The sequence below is a fragment of the Streptomyces sp. NPDC001852 genome, assembly GCF_042891825.1.
Classification (GTDB): Bacteria; Actinomycetota; Actinomycetes; order Streptomycetales; family Streptomycetaceae; genus Streptomyces.
Window position 1 is genome coordinate 1 of record NZ_JBIATN010000040.1, and the last position, 14979, is coordinate 14979.

General features: G+C 68.4%; 14 protein-coding genes and 2 pseudogenes. 5 read left to right on the top strand and 11 right to left on the bottom strand.

Going from position 1 to position 14979, the window contains the following annotated elements; translation table 11 throughout:
• The 3 genes and pseudogenes from ACFYZB_RS41375 to ACFYZB_RS41385 all read right to left on the bottom strand — a co-directional run.
• Positions 1–236, bottom strand: a pseudogene (locus tag ACFYZB_RS41375) (NAD-dependent malic enzyme); the annotation flags it as partial.
• An 885-nt stretch (positions 237–1121) separates the two neighbouring features.
• Positions 1122–2201, bottom strand: a complete 1080-nt coding sequence (locus tag ACFYZB_RS41380; protein WP_382029644.1) for an alpha/beta hydrolase — start codon at positions 2199–2201, stop codon at positions 1122–1124.
• Positions 2202–2304: 103 nt separating this feature from the next.
• Positions 2305–3270, bottom strand: coding sequence for an alpha/beta hydrolase (locus ACFYZB_RS41385; RefSeq protein ID WP_388767067.1), 966 nt, complete (start codon positions 3268–3270; stop codon positions 2305–2307).
• A 188-nt stretch (positions 3271–3458) separates the two neighbouring features.
• Here ACFYZB_RS41385 and ACFYZB_RS41390 point away from each other — a divergent pair, with 188 nt between their 5' ends.
• Genes ACFYZB_RS41390 through ACFYZB_RS41400 form a run of 3 tightly spaced genes read left to right on the top strand, consistent with a single transcriptional unit; the run spans position 3459 to position 4286 of the window.
• Positions 3459–3917, top strand: a complete 459-nt coding sequence (locus ACFYZB_RS41390; protein WP_351217951.1) for a MarR family transcriptional regulator — start codon at positions 3459–3461, stop codon at positions 3915–3917.
• Positions 3914–4144 carry a hypothetical protein gene (locus ACFYZB_RS41395; RefSeq protein WP_388767068.1) on the top strand — a complete coding sequence of 77 codons (231 nt, stop codon included), beginning with the start codon at positions 3914–3916 and terminating at the stop codon, positions 4142–4144. The genes ACFYZB_RS41390 and ACFYZB_RS41395 overlap by 4 nt, the downstream gene beginning before the upstream one ends.
• Positions 4119–4286 carry a hypothetical protein gene (locus ACFYZB_RS41400; protein ID WP_351217947.1) on the top strand — a complete coding sequence of 56 codons (168 nt, stop codon included), beginning with the start codon at positions 4119–4121 and terminating at the stop codon, positions 4284–4286. The genes ACFYZB_RS41395 and ACFYZB_RS41400 overlap by 26 nt, the downstream gene beginning before the upstream one ends.
• 164 nt (positions 4287–4450) lie before the next feature.
• Here the strand turns inward: ACFYZB_RS41400 and ACFYZB_RS41405 are convergent, their stop codons facing one another.
• The gene (locus tag ACFYZB_RS41405; protein WP_388767101.1) at positions 4451–4966 is read right to left on the bottom strand and encodes a 3-hydroxyacyl-CoA dehydrogenase family protein; all 516 of its coding nucleotides are present in this window, start codon (positions 4964–4966) and stop codon (positions 4451–4453) included.
• Here ACFYZB_RS41405 and ACFYZB_RS41410 point away from each other — a divergent pair.
• Complete coding sequence (locus ACFYZB_RS41410) at positions 4870–5817, top strand: hypothetical protein (protein ID WP_388767069.1); 948 nt, start codon at positions 4870–4872, stop codon at positions 5815–5817. The genes ACFYZB_RS41405 and ACFYZB_RS41410 overlap by 97 nt on opposite strands.
• A gap of 236 nt (positions 5818–6053) precedes the next feature.
• On the opposite strand, the pseudogene ACFYZB_RS41415 reads toward ACFYZB_RS41410, so the two are convergent.
• From ACFYZB_RS41415 to ACFYZB_RS41445, 7 genes and pseudogenes are all read right to left on the bottom strand, one after another.
• Positions 6054–6348 (bottom strand): annotated as a pseudogene (locus tag ACFYZB_RS41415) (luciferase family protein); the annotation flags it as partial.
• A gap of 251 nt (positions 6349–6599) precedes the next feature.
• A complete protein-coding gene (locus ACFYZB_RS41420) occupies positions 6600–7235 on the bottom strand; it encodes an isochorismatase family cysteine hydrolase (protein WP_382029656.1) in 636 nt (211 codons plus the stop codon).
• A gap of 1506 nt (positions 7236–8741) precedes the next feature.
• Positions 8742–9851 (bottom strand): alpha-hydroxy-acid oxidizing protein, encoded by a 1110-nt coding sequence (locus ACFYZB_RS41425; RefSeq protein WP_388767103.1) that lies wholly within the window; start codon positions 9849–9851, stop codon positions 8742–8744.
• 121 nt (positions 9852–9972) lie between these two features.
• A complete protein-coding gene (locus tag ACFYZB_RS41430; RefSeq protein WP_388767070.1) occupies positions 9973–10800 on the bottom strand; it encodes a class II aldolase/adducin family protein in 828 nt (275 codons plus the stop codon).
• Between the two features lie 70 nt (positions 10801–10870).
• Positions 10871–11749: an alpha/beta fold hydrolase gene (locus ACFYZB_RS41435; RefSeq protein ID WP_388767072.1), complete on the bottom strand. Its 879-nt coding sequence runs from the start codon at positions 11747–11749 to the stop codon at positions 10871–10873.
• Positions 11746–12348 carry a TetR/AcrR family transcriptional regulator gene (locus tag ACFYZB_RS41440; RefSeq protein WP_351217937.1) on the bottom strand — a complete coding sequence of 201 codons (603 nt, stop codon included), beginning with the start codon at positions 12346–12348 and terminating at the stop codon, positions 11746–11748. Before ACFYZB_RS41440 ends, ACFYZB_RS41435 begins: the two co-directional genes overlap by 4 nt.
• 537 nt (positions 12349–12885) lie before the next feature.
• A complete protein-coding gene (locus ACFYZB_RS41445; RefSeq protein ID WP_351215031.1) occupies positions 12886–13716 on the bottom strand; it encodes an enoyl-CoA hydratase/isomerase family protein in 831 nt (276 codons plus the stop codon).
• A 459-nt stretch (positions 13717–14175) separates the two neighbouring features.
• Between ACFYZB_RS41445 and ACFYZB_RS41450 the strand changes: the two genes are divergently transcribed.
• Positions 14176–14928 (top strand): maleylpyruvate isomerase family mycothiol-dependent enzyme, encoded by a 753-nt coding sequence (locus ACFYZB_RS41450; protein WP_388767073.1) that lies wholly within the window; start codon positions 14176–14178, stop codon positions 14926–14928.
• The last annotated feature ends 51 nt before the right edge of the window (positions 14929–14979 follow it).

Below are 14979 nucleotides of genomic sequence, written 5' to 3' on the forward strand. Positions count from 1 at the left end.
TCGTTGCGATCATGCAGCTGTTCCAGATACACGTTCTTGGCGAGATCGCTGTCCTGAGCCCGCATCTGCTGGTAGGCACGTTGTGCCTGCCGCTCCAGCGTGAGCACTCCCGACGGCAGGCGCCCGGTGAGGCCAAGGGCATCCCGTTCCTCCGGTGTGAATGCCACGCCACGGTTACGCAGCGGATCTACAAGTACGCCGGGGGTTGACGGGGTCCGCGTGTGACTCTCGGTCATGAGAACTCCCTCTGTGTGAAGACCGTCCCGGCTCCGAGTAGGGCGACCACGCGGGCACGCCCCGTGCCACAGCCGTCGGCTGGGGTCGCGCGGGACGCGGTCGTGGCGTGCCCAGCACGCGGGCATCGCCGCGAAGGTCAGTGAGAGTGCGACCTCGATCGCAGTCGTGAAGGTCGGCGCACTTCGGGGCGTCCCCATGTCGCCTGCTTCGCCACCTGGCACATCGCGGCGGGCGCCTGACCGCTGCCAAGGTATGAATCCAGCGTAACTACCCGCCGACGGGCCACGCCACTCCACTCGTCGACCCGTCGGACGACCAGCACCACCACATCGTCGTACGGGTCGGTCCACCTCCGCTGCGGCGTCGCAGAGGTGTTTCCGTGACCGCCTTTGCGTGCAACCCGTCACGGACGGCCAGGCGCTCCGCCGTCACGGTCGTCACCGTCCGCACCGCGATCCGTGTCCGCAGCCTGGTTCGCCGGGCCCGGACCACCCACTACCGGCCGCATACCCGTGCGGCCTCCTGAGGTCCGCGACCGGTTGGCTGTTATGCGGTATGCGGGTACGCAGCTCATCTGATATCGGCGAGGTCACGGTCGCGACGGCGTGGAGGGTCGAGCGGGTGCGAGAGGAACGGGACATGACGGTCTCCTTGAAGGCAGTCGCCGGTGACACGGTCTTGCGGGAAGGCGGGTGTGCCGCGTTTCGAACCGTTCTGACCAGCGACGATGGTTGAACGACCACACGGTTGATGAAGCGTGCCGGCGGTGCGTTGGGCTGGTCGGCCGGAAGGGGCTGTGCAGTGCGCGGCGTCCGGCCGTGGAAGGGGTCGGGTATGCGCACCCGGAGGCGGCCCGGGCCGAGCCGGGCCGCTTTGGAGTGGGGTCAGGAGCCGCTGTGCAGGCCGGTGTAGAGGAAGCGGTTGGCCTGGTCGACGGCTGCCTTGGCGGCGTTGGTGTTGGCGAGGGCGTTGAGCATGGCGAAGTCGTGGAAGATGCCGGGGTAGCGGACGGTGGTGATGTCGTTGCCGGCGGCGCGGAGCTTGGCGGCGTACGCCTCGCCCTCGTCCCGCAGAACGTCGGCTTCGTCGGTGATGAGCAGGGCCTTGGGCAGGTCCTTGAGCTGGTTGAGACTCGCGCGCAGCGGGGAGGCGAGGATCTGCCTGCGGTCCTTGGCATTGGGGGCGTAGGCGTCCCAGAACCACTTCATGGCCTTGCGGGTCAGCCAGGGGCCGTCGGCGAACTGCCGGTAGGAGGCGGTTTCGAAGTTGGCGTCGGTGACGGGGTAGAAGAGCACCTGCTCGCGCAGGGCGGGGCCGCCGCGCTGCTTGGCCATGAGGGTGACGGCGGCCGTCATGTTGCCGCCGACGCTGTCGCCGGCGACGGCGATACGGGAGCCGTCGACGTTGATCTCGTCACCGTGCTCGGCGACCCACTTGGTGGCCGCGTACGCCTGCTCGATGGCGATGGGGTAGCGGGCCTCGGGGGAGGGCGTGTAGTCGACGAAGATGACCGCGGCACGGGCGCCGTTGGCGATCTGGCGCACCAGCCGGTCATGGGTGTTCTCGTTGCCGAGGACCCAGCCGCCGCCGTGGAAGTACATGACGGCCGGGAGCTTGCCGCTCACACCGGCGGGGCGGACGATCCGGATGGTCACCTCACCGGTGGGTCCCACCTTGAGCGTGCGGTGACTGACATCGGCCGGCAGCTTGTCGACGGGCCCGGATTGCGCGCTGTCGAGCGCCTTGCGGGCGTCGTTGTAGGACAGCGTGTAGATCGGCGGGTTCTTCGCCGCCGCGGCGGCGAACGTCTGGGCGTCCTTCTCCAGGATCGGGGCGGTCGTGGTGGCGGAGGGCGCGGCGGGGGAGGCCGAGGCGTCGGCGGCGGCGATCGTCGCACCGGCGACGAGGGCGACGGCCGCGGCGACGGCGATCTTGCGGTTGATGCGGACGGGGACGGTGCGCATGGGAAGCTCCTGGCCCGGTGGCGCCTGGTACGCGCCACCAGATCGCTGAGGTGAGGTGAGAGGGGGGGGCGGATTGAATGCGGGTGCGGTGAGGTGAGCGCGCTCAGACGGTGCCGAAGGCACTGCGCAGGGTGGCGACGGCCTGGCTGATGGCGCCTTCGGCCGCGTGGGTCTCGCGCAGGGCGTTGAGCATCACGAAGTCGTGGATGATGCCCTGGTAGCGAACGGAGGTGACGGGGACACCGGCCTGGCGCAGCTTGTTCGCGTACGCCTCGCCCTCGTCCCGCAGGACGTCGGCCTCGCCGGTGATGACCAGGGCCGGGGGCAGGCCGGTGAGCTGCTCGGTGGTGGCACGCAGCGGGGAGGCCGTGATCTCGGCGCGCTGCCGCTCGTCGGTCGTGTACTGGTCCCAGAACCACTGCATGGCATCCCGGCGCAGGAAGTAGCCGGTGGCGAACTGGTGGTACGAGGGCGTGTCGAAGGCGGCGTCGGTGACCGGGTAGAAGAGCACCTGCTGCACCAGGGGGACGTCGCCACGCTCCTTGGCCATCAGGGTCAGCGCGGCGGACATGTTGCCGCCGACCGAGTCGCCGGCCACCGCGATGCGGCCGGCGTCCAGGCCCTTGGAGGTGCCGTCGGTGACGATCCAGCGGGCGACCGCGTAGTTCTGCTCGATGGCGACCGGGTAGCGGGCCTCGGGGGAGAGGTCGTACTCGGGGAAGACGACGGCCGCGCGGGCGCCGACGGCCAGTTCGCGCACCAGGCGGTCGTGGGTGTGGGCGTTGCCGAAGACCCAGCCGGCGCCGTGCAGGTAGACGATCACCGGCAGCGGTCCGTCGGCGTCGGCCGGGCGGACGATGCGGGCCCGCACTGATCCGGTGGGGCCGCCCTGGACGGTCACCCACTCCTCGGTGATCTCCGGCTTGCCGATCTCACCGGACTGGACCTCGTCGACGGCCTTGCGACCCTCCTGCGGACCCAGGTCGAACAGGTACGGCGGGTTGGCGGTGGCCTCGGCGAACGCGGCGGCGGCCGGCTCCAGCACCGGACCGGTGATGTTCTCGGACATGGGGACTCCTCAAGGTGATGCCGGGGCCGGTGGCCTCGACGGCTGGTGCGCCCGGCCGTTCGGCGGGCATGGATAGAACTGTAGCGCTCGATTTAGTCGTGCACAACTTAATCGAGGACGACATGGTCGTGAGCGCCTGGAATGGGTAGCATGGACTCGGCTGATCACCGGAGGTAAGGACCGCACTCATGGGCCACGACGCGCGCCACGACACCGAGCAGGGTTCGCTGCTCCTTCAGGACCAGCTCTGCTTCGCCCTGTATGCCGCCTCGCGGTCGGTCACGACCCGCTACCGGCCCCTGCTGGACGAGCTGGGGCTGACTTACCCGCAGTACCTCGTCATGCTGGTGCTGTGGGAGCAGGACTCGGTCTCCGTGCGGGATCTGGGCAACGCGCTCCAGCTGGAATCCAGCACCCTGTCACCGCTGCTCAAGCGCCTCGAAGCGGGCGGTCTGATACGCCGCGAGCGGCGTGCCGAGGACGAACGCTCCGTCGCCGTACGCCTCACCCAGGCCGGGGCGGATCTCCGGGAGAAAGCCCGCACGGTCCCCCTGGCCATCGGGGAGGCGATGGGTCTGACCCCCGAGCAGGACGCCACCGCGAAGCAGCTGCTCCGCCTGCTCACCGCGAACGTCAGTCACGGTTGAAGGACCGGCTCGCGGCCGCAGCGGCTGGGGGAGGGGCTCAGCTGACCGCGCAGGGGCTGTCGGCCATCCTGCGGCACGACCACAAGCCGGTGATCTTCCTGATCAACAACGGCGGATACACCATCGAACGCGGTTACCTCGGCAAGACCGAGCAGTACAACGACATCGCGACCTGGGCCTACGCCGACTCCCACGGACCTGATGGAGGCCGTCAGTGCGCCCAATGACACGCTGATCTTCATCGAGGCGGTCATGGATCCCTACGACGCTCCCCCCGCGGTCATGGCCAGCAGCAACACCGGCGCGGACATCGACTACGGGCCTCGCGGCCCGCAGCACCGCGACAACGCACAGCTCAGGCCGGCCTGACTCCCCCCAACGCGAAGCGGCGGCGCGGCCGGGGGTGGTCAGACCGCCCGGTGGCTTCGTCCCTGCGCGGGGGCCATGCGGTACAGGCCCTTGCGGTCGTCATGGCAGGTCTTCGCGAAGCCGAAGGCGAGCGCGACCACGAAGCACACCGCGATGCGGGCAGATCAACCCTGGTGGCTGTAGGTGTAGAAGCCCTGTCCGGTCTTGACGCCCAGGTGGCCTGCGTCCACGTACTTCTCCAACAGCTCTCGCGGCCCGGTGGGCAGGGCCGGGTTCTCGGCGGCGTAGTGCTTCTCGATGTCCAGGACCACGTCCAGGCCGACCTGGTCCATCATCCGGAACGGTCCAGCCGGGGCACCAGTGTTGATCTTCCACATCTCGTCCACGTCCTGTGGCGTGGACACCCCCTCGGCGACCACTTCGAGGGCCTCGCGCTTGATGGCCGCCCAGATGCGGTTGAAGATGAAGCCGGTCGACTTCTGGTGCCCGCCGATCGGCCCATCTGCAGTCGCACCGCCGGGCGGAGCCCACTGCCAGGGAAGGCACGCCCGCCGGCCAGGCCGGGAGACACGAGGAGAGCCAGGTGTGGGACGAACTGCTGGCCCTGACGGCCGAACCGGGGAGCGTGCTGCGGGTCCGCATCGCGGACGGCCAGGTGGAAACCCTGGTCCAGGACGCAGGGCCCGCCCCGGACGGGATCGTCGTCGAGGCCGGTGCCGTCTACTGGACCACCATGGGCACGCCAACGCACGATCCGGCCAAGGGCTCGGGGGAGGCGGCCCAGGACTTCTCCCGGCGCAACGGCGGCGTGCACGCGGTGCGTCTGGACGGCAGCGGCCGCCGGGACGTGGTCGAGCCCGGAGCGATCACCACCGGTAAGCAACTGGCTTCGGACGGCGCCGGGTTCCTGTACTGGGGCGACCGTGAGGGCTGCCGGGTGAGCCGAGTCCGGACGGACGGCAGCGGCCTGTCCGACCTGGTGGTCAACCCGGCCGGCGACATCTCGCAGGAATGCGTGGGCGTGGCTGTGGACCCCGTACGCGGGCACCTCTACTGGACTCAGAAAGGCCCGGCCAAGGGCGGCCAGGGCCGCATCTTCCGCTGCGGCCTCGAGCTCCTCGCCGGAGAGAGCCCCGAGCGGCGCAGCGACATCGAAGTGCTCTGGACGGGCCTGCCCGAGCCGATCGACCTGCACCTCGACGGCGACTGGCTCTACTGGACCGACCGCGGCGCTCCGCCGGCCGGCAACACCCTCAACCGGGCACGGGTCCCGGCGGCGGGTGCCCCCGGCGGTACACCGCAGATCCTGGCGAGTGGGTTCGCCGAGACGATCGGCCTGGCTGTCGACGTCGACGCGGGCACCGCCTACGTGTCCGACCTCGGTGGACACATCCGCGCCGTCCCGCTGCCCGGCGGACCGGCCGACGGGCGAGGGGAACGCGACATCGTGTCCCTCCCTCACCCGCTGACCGGCATCACGGCATCAGTTGACCGCACACCCACATGGCCGACCGGACGGCCACCGACCTGAGGGGGCCGCGCAGGTAGGCGGCCGGTCATGGTTGGTGTTGTGGGCGTGTGTCCCGGCGGTGGGTGGTCCAGAACCGGCCGATCAGGCTACAGATGGTGATGATCGTGTCGGCGAGGCCGAAGAAGGCGTCGATCACCGTGTAAGACCGTCGGCGCCGGACAGAGCCGTCGCATCACTCGGAAGCCCCATCCAGGATCCGCCGCGCCCTGGGCTCGACGAGGATCGGAAGGAAGTCACTACAGGCCGGTCCCTGAACGCGGCACAGGCACCGGCCACGACGGCTTCATTGTCGCGGTCACCACCGTGACGCGGCGGAAATTGCACACCGCGGGCGGTGCGTCCACGAACGGACCCACCGCCTGATGGGCCTGCAGCGCGATGCTGACGAGGCTCATCAGCAACGACATCGCCGTCACAGTCGAGGTGCACGGTCACCCACCGCGAACCGGGCACATGCCGAACAGCCGTCGTCTCCCTGAGGTCTTCCGAGAAGCGCTGGATGACACGCGTCGTGAGGTGCAGGTCCACGTCGGGCCTTCAGCACAGCGGCCCGCACGGAGGAATGCCACCATGGCCGATCGCCAGCATGGGACAGCGCCGTATGACGGATTGCCACCGCCGCAGGCGCCGCTCGCGTGGACGGACGCGTATGAAACCTCCTGCGGCATCGGGAGGTTGTTGATCATGATCCGGCCGGTGCGATGCTTCAGGATCGGGCGAATTCCATGGGGTGGCGTGGACGCTGGCCGACAGCTGGCCCGTCCCGAGCAGCACCTTTCAGGTCAGTGTCGTGACTGCGCCCCGTTGAACGCGGCGGTGACTTCGTCCGTCGTGACGATGGCGTGGGCGAAGGTGGGGCCGTTCAGTTCGTGTGCGGCGTGCATCATCTCGGGGCCAAGGGCCGCGGTGGCGTCACGGACCAGCGTCACATGGTAGCCGAGCTCCTGAGCGAAACGCGCGGTGGCCTCGATGCAGGTGTTGGCCAGCAGGCCCACGAGCACCACGTGGGTGATGCCGTGCTGCTTGAGCTGGAAGTCCAGGTCGGTGTTGGCGAACCCGCTCGACCCCCAGTGCTCGTGGACTACCACCTCGCCCGGCTGCGGCTGGAAGTCGTCGTGGAACGACCCGCCCCAGGAGCCCCTGGCGAAGTGGTGCATCTTCTGGATCTTGAGCTGCGAGGGGCTCGGGAAGTCCCAGTCGTCGTAGTCACCCGGCTCCCAGCGACGGTGCGGCACGAACATCACGCGCACGTCGTTCTCGCGGGCCGTCGCGACCACGGAGCGCAGGTGGTCCAGCAGACCGACCTTGGTCGCCACGGGTTCCAGGTGCGGCCAGACCTTGCCGCCCTCTGAGAGGAAGTCGTTGAAGGGGTCGACCAGCAAAACCGCGGTGTGGCACGGGTCGTAGGTGTCGGACACGGTTCCTCCTGAATCTAGATGATGTATAACATCTAGATTCAGGATTACTCTTGTCATCCTGAGTGTCAAACAGGGAGCCGGAGGAATCTCGGGGTACGGATCTGCGGCATCGCGTGGCTGCCCGGCCGTTTGCGCCGGGGAAAAACCGCGAAAGGGCCGTGAGGGATCGTGGGAGACAGGACTCTCCCCGCCTTGTGCTCAGTTTGCGGGAGCCCGGGGCGCGCCGCAGCATGGGCCGGACGTCCCAGGTGCACATCCGCCCGTCGGGCCTGTGGACGCATCCCGTGGGGGCACCCCGGACCATGCGCCGGGTGGGCGCGGCCTCGGACGAGGTGATCGGTCCCGGTGCCTCACCGGGTAGGCGACCGCCAGATGCGGAGGGGAGTCTGATGCCTCAGGAACCTGCGAACGAGAACCCCACGGACGGGTTCGGCGCCCGGATGCCCCGCCGGGACGTGCTGCGCGCGGCCGTGGCGGGCGAGGTGTCACGCTGACCGGTGCCGTGACACCTCGCGGCGGGTCACCGAGCGCCATGCCCGCCCCGACGTCCGAAGGCCTCGGCGCCGTCCAGTGGGCGCCCCGCTCGTAGGGGCTCACCAGGACGTTCACGCGGGTTGGCACTGCTCCTGGTGCAGGGCTGGCCCGAGACCTCGAGACTTGGTACGTCTGGCGCCTGATGATGCCGACGCTGGCCAGGCACTTTACGGTCCTCGCCGTCGACCAGCCCGGTAACCGGCTCTTCGAGCCTCTCGGAGGCCAGCTGTCCGACAGCCCTGCTGAACCGTTCGGTCACCTTCCCCCGCCTCGAAAGCTGGTAGGTGCGAGCCGTGTACCTCCGCCCGAGCAGTACGGAGGCTCCAGCGAACCCGGTCAGGACCGTCTGACGCACAGCGTTCAGCGCGTCGGCCCGGTCCTTGCCGTGAAGGTCCCCCACCGTGTCACCAGCGCAGTGGTCCCAGAACCACAAGGATGCCGACGACAACGACAGCCGCCCCCGCTGCCAACCCGACGGATGCGCGGTGACGACGCATCAGGTGAACAGAGCGCGATCCGATCCTTGCGAGAGGGCGATTGGCCGTAGGGTCTGTTCCACCGCACGAAGTCCTGCCAGTCGATCTACTCCACAGGTTCCCGCCCGCGACCAGCGCGAGCACCTCGAAAGCCGGATGTGGGATTTCAACGCGCTCTTCACCGCAGCCGGTCTGCGTCGCATCAAGGTGAGCACCGCAGGTGCCTTCCGTCCTCGAAGCGGTTCCCGCAGCCTGACGCACCGGACAGCACGTCCGCCCCGGCGAGCCGGCTGCCCAAGCCCGATCACCAGATTCGTTGTGCTTGGCGCCCCGCAGGCGCTGTTGGGATTCCACCGCGAGGCTTGCTGGTGGATCATGCGTCGGTGCAGTACGGACCCAGTGCGGCCGTGCATCTGCCTGCTCTTCAGTAACACGAGTGGGTGGGCTCGAACGGGAAACCCGCGTGCATGTGCTCGGCACAGGCTGAACCGCCAGGTCACGGCCGTCGCCGCAAGGCCGAGGGGCTTAGGTCTGCGATCTTGGGGTAACCGTCGACCGCCATGAGGAGGTCAGCCTCCGCAAGGAGGGAACGCAACACGTGGATGATGCCGTCCTCGCCTCCCAGCGCCAAACCGTAGACATAGGGCCGCCCCACCGCTACCGCTCGCGCGCCCAGCGCCAGGGCTTTCACCACATGGTCGCCGGAGCGCACACCCGAATCGAAGATCACCGGAGTTTCGCCTGCCGCATTGACGACGTCCGGCAGCATGTCGAGTGAGGCGAGGCCACCGTTGGCCTGGCGTCCACCGTGGTTCGAGCAGTAGATCGCATCGACACCGCCGTCGACGGCCCGTTGGACGTCCTCGGGATGCATGATTCCTTTGAGGATCAGCGGCAGGTCGGTCATGGAACGGAACCAGGCGAGATCGTCCCACGTCAGGTGCGGGTCACCGAAGGTCGTCGCCCAGGCTCCCACTGCTGCCTGGAGGTCCTCTTCCGGGGGCTTGGCCAACCGGGACCTGAAGACCGGGTCGCTGAAGTAGTTCTCCAGGGCCAGCCCTCGCAGCTGGGGAAAGTTCGAGCGGCTGAGGTCGCGAGGCCGCCACCCCGGGATCCAGGTGTCCAGTGTGACGACGATCCCCTTGAAACCCGCCTGCTCAGCACGGTGCACCAGGCTTTCGGCAAGTTCCCGGTCGTTCGGGGTGTAGAGCTGGAAGAAGCCCGGGGTGTCACCGAACCGCGCGGCGACCTCCTCCATCGGATCGACCGAGAGAGTGGAGGCGATCATCGGCACGCCGGTCCTCGCCGAGGCTCGTGCCACGGCCAGGTCGCCGTGGCCGTCCTGTGCGCACAGGCCGATCACACCCACGGGGGCCATCAACAGCGGGGACGGGAGGGACAGCCCACACAGCTCGACGGAGAGGTCGCGCTGGGCCCCGTCGACGAGCATCCTCGGGATGAGCCCCCAGTCGTCGAACACCGAGACGTTGAGGTCCTGGGTGCGTTCGTCGCCGGCCCCGCCGGCGACGTAGGACAGGAGCCCGGGGTCCAACGCCTTGGATCCTCGCTCCTCCAACTCTGCGAAGGTCATCGGCAACTTCGGCATGATGCCGGAGAGTCCGTTGAGGTAGATATCGAACTGGTAGTCGCCAAAGTTCGACACGCGGTTTCCTGCCTCCTCCTGGTCGGTTGTGGCCCGGCGGGCCGGTCTGGCTCGGTCGGCAGCCTCAGTCGAACAGGTCCGGCGAGGATGCGATGATCTGGTCCCACAGCGGACGGAACTGGAACCAGCCCGCGAGCGGCCCGCCGATCTGTGCGCGGACCTGCTCCGCGGTCTCCCGGTCGATCTCGTGCGGGGTGCCCGCGGCCATGGCCAGAAGCTGCGCCTGGCACGACCGTTCCATCGTGATGAACCACCACGCGGCGGCGGCAACCGACTGACCGACGGTCAGCAGGCCGTGGTTCTTCAGGATGACGGCCTTCGCCGAGCCGAGCGCCTCGCCGATGCGGCGCCCCTCGTCGGCATCGCTCACGACTCCGCGATAGTCGGCGTAGAGGCCCTGGTCATCGAAGAAGGCGCAGGCGTCCTGGGTGAGTGGTGCCAGCGGGATCCCGAGTGCTGAGAACGCCTTGCCGTGGAGGGAGTGCGCGTGTGCGGCCGCGACGGCGTCGGGGCGGGCCTTGTGGACCTCGGCGTGGATGCAGAAGGCGGCACGGTTCACCGGGCGCTTGCCGTGCAGCAGATTGCCTTCGTGGTCGACACGGACCAGGTCGGAGACCTTGATCTGATGGAAACTCATCCCGAACGGGTTGACCCAGAACGTGTCGGGGAACTCGGGGTCACGGGCAGTGATGTGCCCGGCGACTCCCTCGGAGAAGCCCAGCTTCCCGAAGACCCGGAAGGCGGCGGCGAGTTCCTGCTTGCGTACGTCGCGCTCCTCCTCGACCGAAAGCCCCGTGGGCGGGAGCGGGAGATCGAAGTCGTCGGGGATCGGGCCGATGTTGGCTCGGATCAGGTCGAGCATCTCGGGGGCGTGGCCCTGCGTGATCGTCATGGTCTTCGTTCCTCTCGATGTGTGCAGACGTGGGCGAGCCGTGAGCATGGTGACGGGGATCGTGCGGACTTCAGCCGCTTCCCCCCGTGGCGAGGATCAGTGAGGCGACGCGTTGCGGCGCCTCCAGCAGGGGCCAGTGGCCGACGTCCGCAAGGGCGTGGAGTGTCGCGTTCGGCATGCGTTCGGCGATCCGATCGGCGATGTGGGCACCCGCGACGGGGTCCCGCAGGCCCCAGAGGAACGCCTTGGGCAGATCGCTGGTCTCCATGGCTTCCACCCATCGGTCGCGGTGGGCAGCCCGGTCGGTGATGTAGTGGATCAACCGGTGGGAGTTCAGATGGCCGTCACCGTGGCTCATGCCCTTCCACATCGCGGCTGCGTCGGCGCTTGAGTCGTAGTGCTCGGCGAATGTCGGTGAGAGGGCGGCGGCCATGAGCTCGCCGGTCAGTGCTGCGCTGAGCCGGGGGCCGGTGTCCGGATCGAGCAGCGCCGTCTGGGCCGCTTCCGGCCGGTGGAGTTCCGGGTAGATGCCGCCGTTCAGCAGCGTCAGGCTCGTGATCCGCCTTCTCAATGACCCGTCGGCGCTGCGCGCGAGCAACTCCTGCGCCACGGTGGCCCCGTAGTCGTGTGCCACCAGATGCGTCGAGGTCACCGCCTCGTGCTGCCACAACGCGACCACCAAGTCGGCCTGCTCGTGGATCGAGTAGTCGTGATCGGCCGGCTTCTCGCTCGCGCCGAAGCCGAGGAAATCCGGTATGAGGAGGGTGTGGCGAGCGGCGAGAACAGGAACCGCCCGGGCCCAGTCGTGCGACGAACTGGGGAACCCGTGGAGCAGGGTCATCACGGGACCGCTGCCGATGCGGCGGACGAACACCTGGCGTGGGACTCCCGCGACGGTGAGCGGGAGCAGTTCGCCCTCGGACCACCATCGCTCGATACTGACCGTCATCGGAGCCCTCCGAACAGTGCGGGCAGGAACCGGCGTTCCAGCTCGCCGTGCGGGAGCGCTGCCGGTTCCACCAGGCTTTGGGCCAGTCCGCCTTCCCGAACGGCGACGACGAGGCGCAGCAGCATGTCGAGATCCGTCTCGGTCACCTTGCGCTGTGTGGTCGCGAGGAGTGGTGCGAGCAACTCCGCGATTGCCGCCCGGATCGCCGCGTCGTGGCGGGCGAGGGCTTGGGCCGCCTCGGGGTTGCGGATGGCGTGGAGAGTGAACTCGGTGGAGATGAGGAACCAGGTTCGCGTCTGCTCGTCCACGACGCTCGCCAGCTCGATGAACGTGGCGACCGGTTGCTCGGAGACGAGGGCTTGGTCCACCGCCTCACCCAGCTGTTTCAGGACGATCTCGGAGCGTCGAGTGAACAGCGCGAGGAAGAGTTCGTCCTTGGAGTCGTAGTTCGAGTAGAACGCGCCGGTCGTGTAGCCGGCCCGTGCGCACAGCTCCGCGATCGAGACACCCTGAAACCCGCACTCGGCGAACGCCTGCTCGGCCGCGTCGAGCAGGCGCTCGTTCGTCTCCCGTCGTCTCTTGGTCACGCGCTGTGTCATGCATCCCACCTGTTTCTGTCAAGGCGCTTGACGATGCCGGAGGCCGGATAGATATCCCTATCGGATAGGGGTTTCTATCTGATAGGGACCACTATCGAGTGAGAGTGGCGTTGACGCAAGGCCCGCGACGGCCGTATTCACGCCCGGGGACGCTCTTCGAACCGAGCAGGCTGCATCGAGCAAGGTGCGGCCGGGTTCCGACTCGCTGCTCAGGCCGTCGTGGGGCCGCCCGGCGGCGTCACGACGGGCACTTCATGTCCATGGGTGTCGCAGATGAGGCAAATGTGCCCGGAGAGTCCGGACGAGCGTTGTCGGCGTAGGGCGGTGGGTCCGGATGGACGTGGGCGGTGGTGGTCCCGCCGGCCGACCGGACCCCGGGTGGGAGGCTGCCCAGAGTCCGGCCGGGACCGGTTACGGCGATCTCGGAGAGGTGCCGTCCCGGCTGTGGTTTCCACGCCGCCCGGCGTGCTCACTCATGCCGGACTTCGCCGGCTTCGGTGAGGGTCAGGTCCCGCACTGGGTCCTGTGTCGCAGGCGTCAGCTCCGGTTGCTCTCTGCGACCTGCTTGCCGAGGTCGAGTTCGATGCCGTCCGGCTTCTGCAGGCCTCCTTCGAAGAGGCGCCGGACGCGGTGTTCGTTCACGGGCCGTCCTACCGTCTGGAAGTAGGTGGACAGGGCGGATCCGAACTCTTCGTCCGGAATCGGGATGCTCTCGTCGATGAGGGCCTTGGTTCCGGCCACGGCGACCTTGTCGAACCCTGCGATACGGCGGGCGAAGGCGTCGACGAAATCGTCCAGTTCGTCCTCGGGGAGGACGCGGTTGACGTAGCCGTATTCTGCCGCCAGTTCCGCTGGGAAGTCGTCGGCCCCCAGCAGGATCTCCATCGCGCGGCCCCGGCCCACCAGCCTGCCCAGGTGTCCCGTCGCGTTGCCGCCGGGCACGGCCCCGACGCCGACCTCGAACTGCCCCAGGATCGCGCGGTGTCCGGCGAAGCGGATGTCCGTGGCCAGCGCGAACTCACTTCCCGCTCCGCGGGTGCGGCCCTTGAGTGCGGAGATCGTGACGGCCGGGACCCTGCCGAGGCGGATGAAGTTGTCCGAGTAGGGGTGGAGCCCTGTGGGGCCGGGCTTCATGGCGGCTATGCGCGATTTATCCGCCAGGAAGTCGAAGTGCGCCATGAAGAAGTCGGGATTGTCGCTCCGGAAGACGACCACGGTCAGGTCGGGAGCCTGCTCCATGCGGTTCACCAGGTCGGCGAGCTGCTCGATGGTGTCCACGTCCATGAGGTTGATCGGGCCGTTGGAGAAGGTCACGTTCCAGTAGGACGACGACACTTTGGACACGTGGAACTGCGGTGTGCTTGGCATGCGCCGCAGAGTAGCTAACTATAATTTTGAAAGTCAATCTTTGTGGGTTGCGTGCCCATGGGGCCTCGATGCCGCCCGCCGCCGACCCGGCGCACCTGCGCGCGGCATACTTGTCCGCCGCCGTTGACTTGATCGGTCGAACTGTCCACCTGGCGACCGCGATACGGCATCTTGCGCGGCTGCTTCTGGTCCCGCCAGTCGCATCGTGCGGACGTGGCCGGCCGGCGTCGGCATGGCAGAACGAAACCCCGGCCTGGGCGAATAGGGGAGGCGGGTTGCTTTCCCTGTATGCCATCACGCTCGGTCGAGCAGTCTGGCTTGCAAAGTGCAAGCCTGCCGTGCATGCTTCCTTCCAGCCCCAGAGGCGGCGTTCACCCGATCGCTTCCTGCATGCAGGCCTAGCCATCTGGCGGCCGAGGCAACCGCTGTCATCAGGTCCCCGCCGTACCGGAGGTCACTTTGAATCAGTCCCCCGCTCCCTTGCCGCTCGCCACCGACGTGTATCTGGCCACCCTGCGTGAGAAGGCGACGGCACTCGAGCAGCTGCTGCGCATCGCGGACCCGGCCACCCCGGTGGCCACTTGCGGCAGTTGGAGCATGCACGACCTGGGCATCCATCTGGGTCAGGCGTCCCGCTTCGCGGCAGCCCTGCTGCAGACCGGGCAGTTGCCCCGCGAGCAGTTCGCCCCGCCGGCCGGGCAGGAGATTGCCGACTGGTACGCCGGGGGCGCGGCCGCAATCCTGGCCACCCTGGAGGAGACCGATCCCACCGCACCGGCCTGGGCGTTCGGCTTCGAAGGCGCAGTGGCGGCGCTCTGGTTCCGCCGCGTGGCCCAGGACACCGCGGTCCACCTCGTCGATGCCCAACTGGCCACCGGGGCCGACGTGCATGTCGATCCGCTGATCGCGGCCGACGGCGTGGACGAGGTGTTCGCCGTGATGGTCCCCAGGGTCTGGCAGAACGGCGAGCAGAAGCCGCTGCCGGCGCCCGTGGCGCTTCACACCACGGACACCGGACACAACTGGCTGATCCAGCCGGGCGACATGCCGCAGGCCGTGCCGGTTGACTCGGGGGCCGCAGCGGCCACGGTGCAGGCCCCCTCCGCCGAGTTGCTGCTCGCCCTGTGGAAGCGGCAGCCCGCAAACCCGGAATGGATCAGCGGTGACATCGCCGCGGCCAACGCCCTGCTGACGGCCACGTTGACGCTCTGACCGGCCCCCTCTTCTCTCGTCGGCACCCCCAGCTGTCCCGGGAAAACTGGA

Excerpts from the sequence above, each read along its gene's own strand:
- ACFYZB_RS41430 (WP_388767070.1), bottom strand. The coding sequence starts at position 10,800 with ATGACGATCACGCAGGGCCACGCCCCCGAGATGCTCGACCTGATCCGA.
- ACFYZB_RS41400 (WP_351217947.1), top strand. The coding sequence starts at position 4,119 with ATGGAGGCCGTCAGTGCGCCCAATGACACGCTGATCTTCATCGAGGCG.
- ACFYZB_RS41425 (WP_388767103.1), bottom strand. The coding sequence starts at position 9,851 with ATGCCGAAGTTGCCGATGACCTTCGCAGAGTTGGAGGAGCGAGGATCC.
- ACFYZB_RS41435 (WP_388767072.1), bottom strand. The coding sequence starts at position 11,749 with ATGACGGTCAGTATCGAGCGATGGTGGTCCGAGGGCGAACTGCTCCCG.
- ACFYZB_RS41385 (WP_388767067.1), bottom strand. The coding sequence starts at position 3,270 with ATGTCCGAGAACATCACCGGTCCGGTGCTGGAGCCGGCCGCCGCCGCG.
- ACFYZB_RS41390 (WP_351217951.1), top strand. The coding sequence starts at position 3,459 with ATGGGCCACGACGCGCGCCACGACACCGAGCAGGGTTCGCTGCTCCTT.
- ACFYZB_RS41380 (WP_382029644.1), bottom strand. The coding sequence starts at position 2,201 with ATGCGCACCGTCCCCGTCCGCATCAACCGCAAGATCGCCGTCGCCGCG.
- ACFYZB_RS41445 (WP_351215031.1), bottom strand. The coding sequence starts at position 13,716 with ATGCCAAGCACACCGCAGTTCCACGTGTCCAAAGTGTCGTCGTCCTAC.
- ACFYZB_RS41440 (WP_351217937.1), bottom strand. The coding sequence starts at position 12,348 with ATGACACAGCGCGTGACCAAGAGACGACGGGAGACGAACGAGCGCCTG.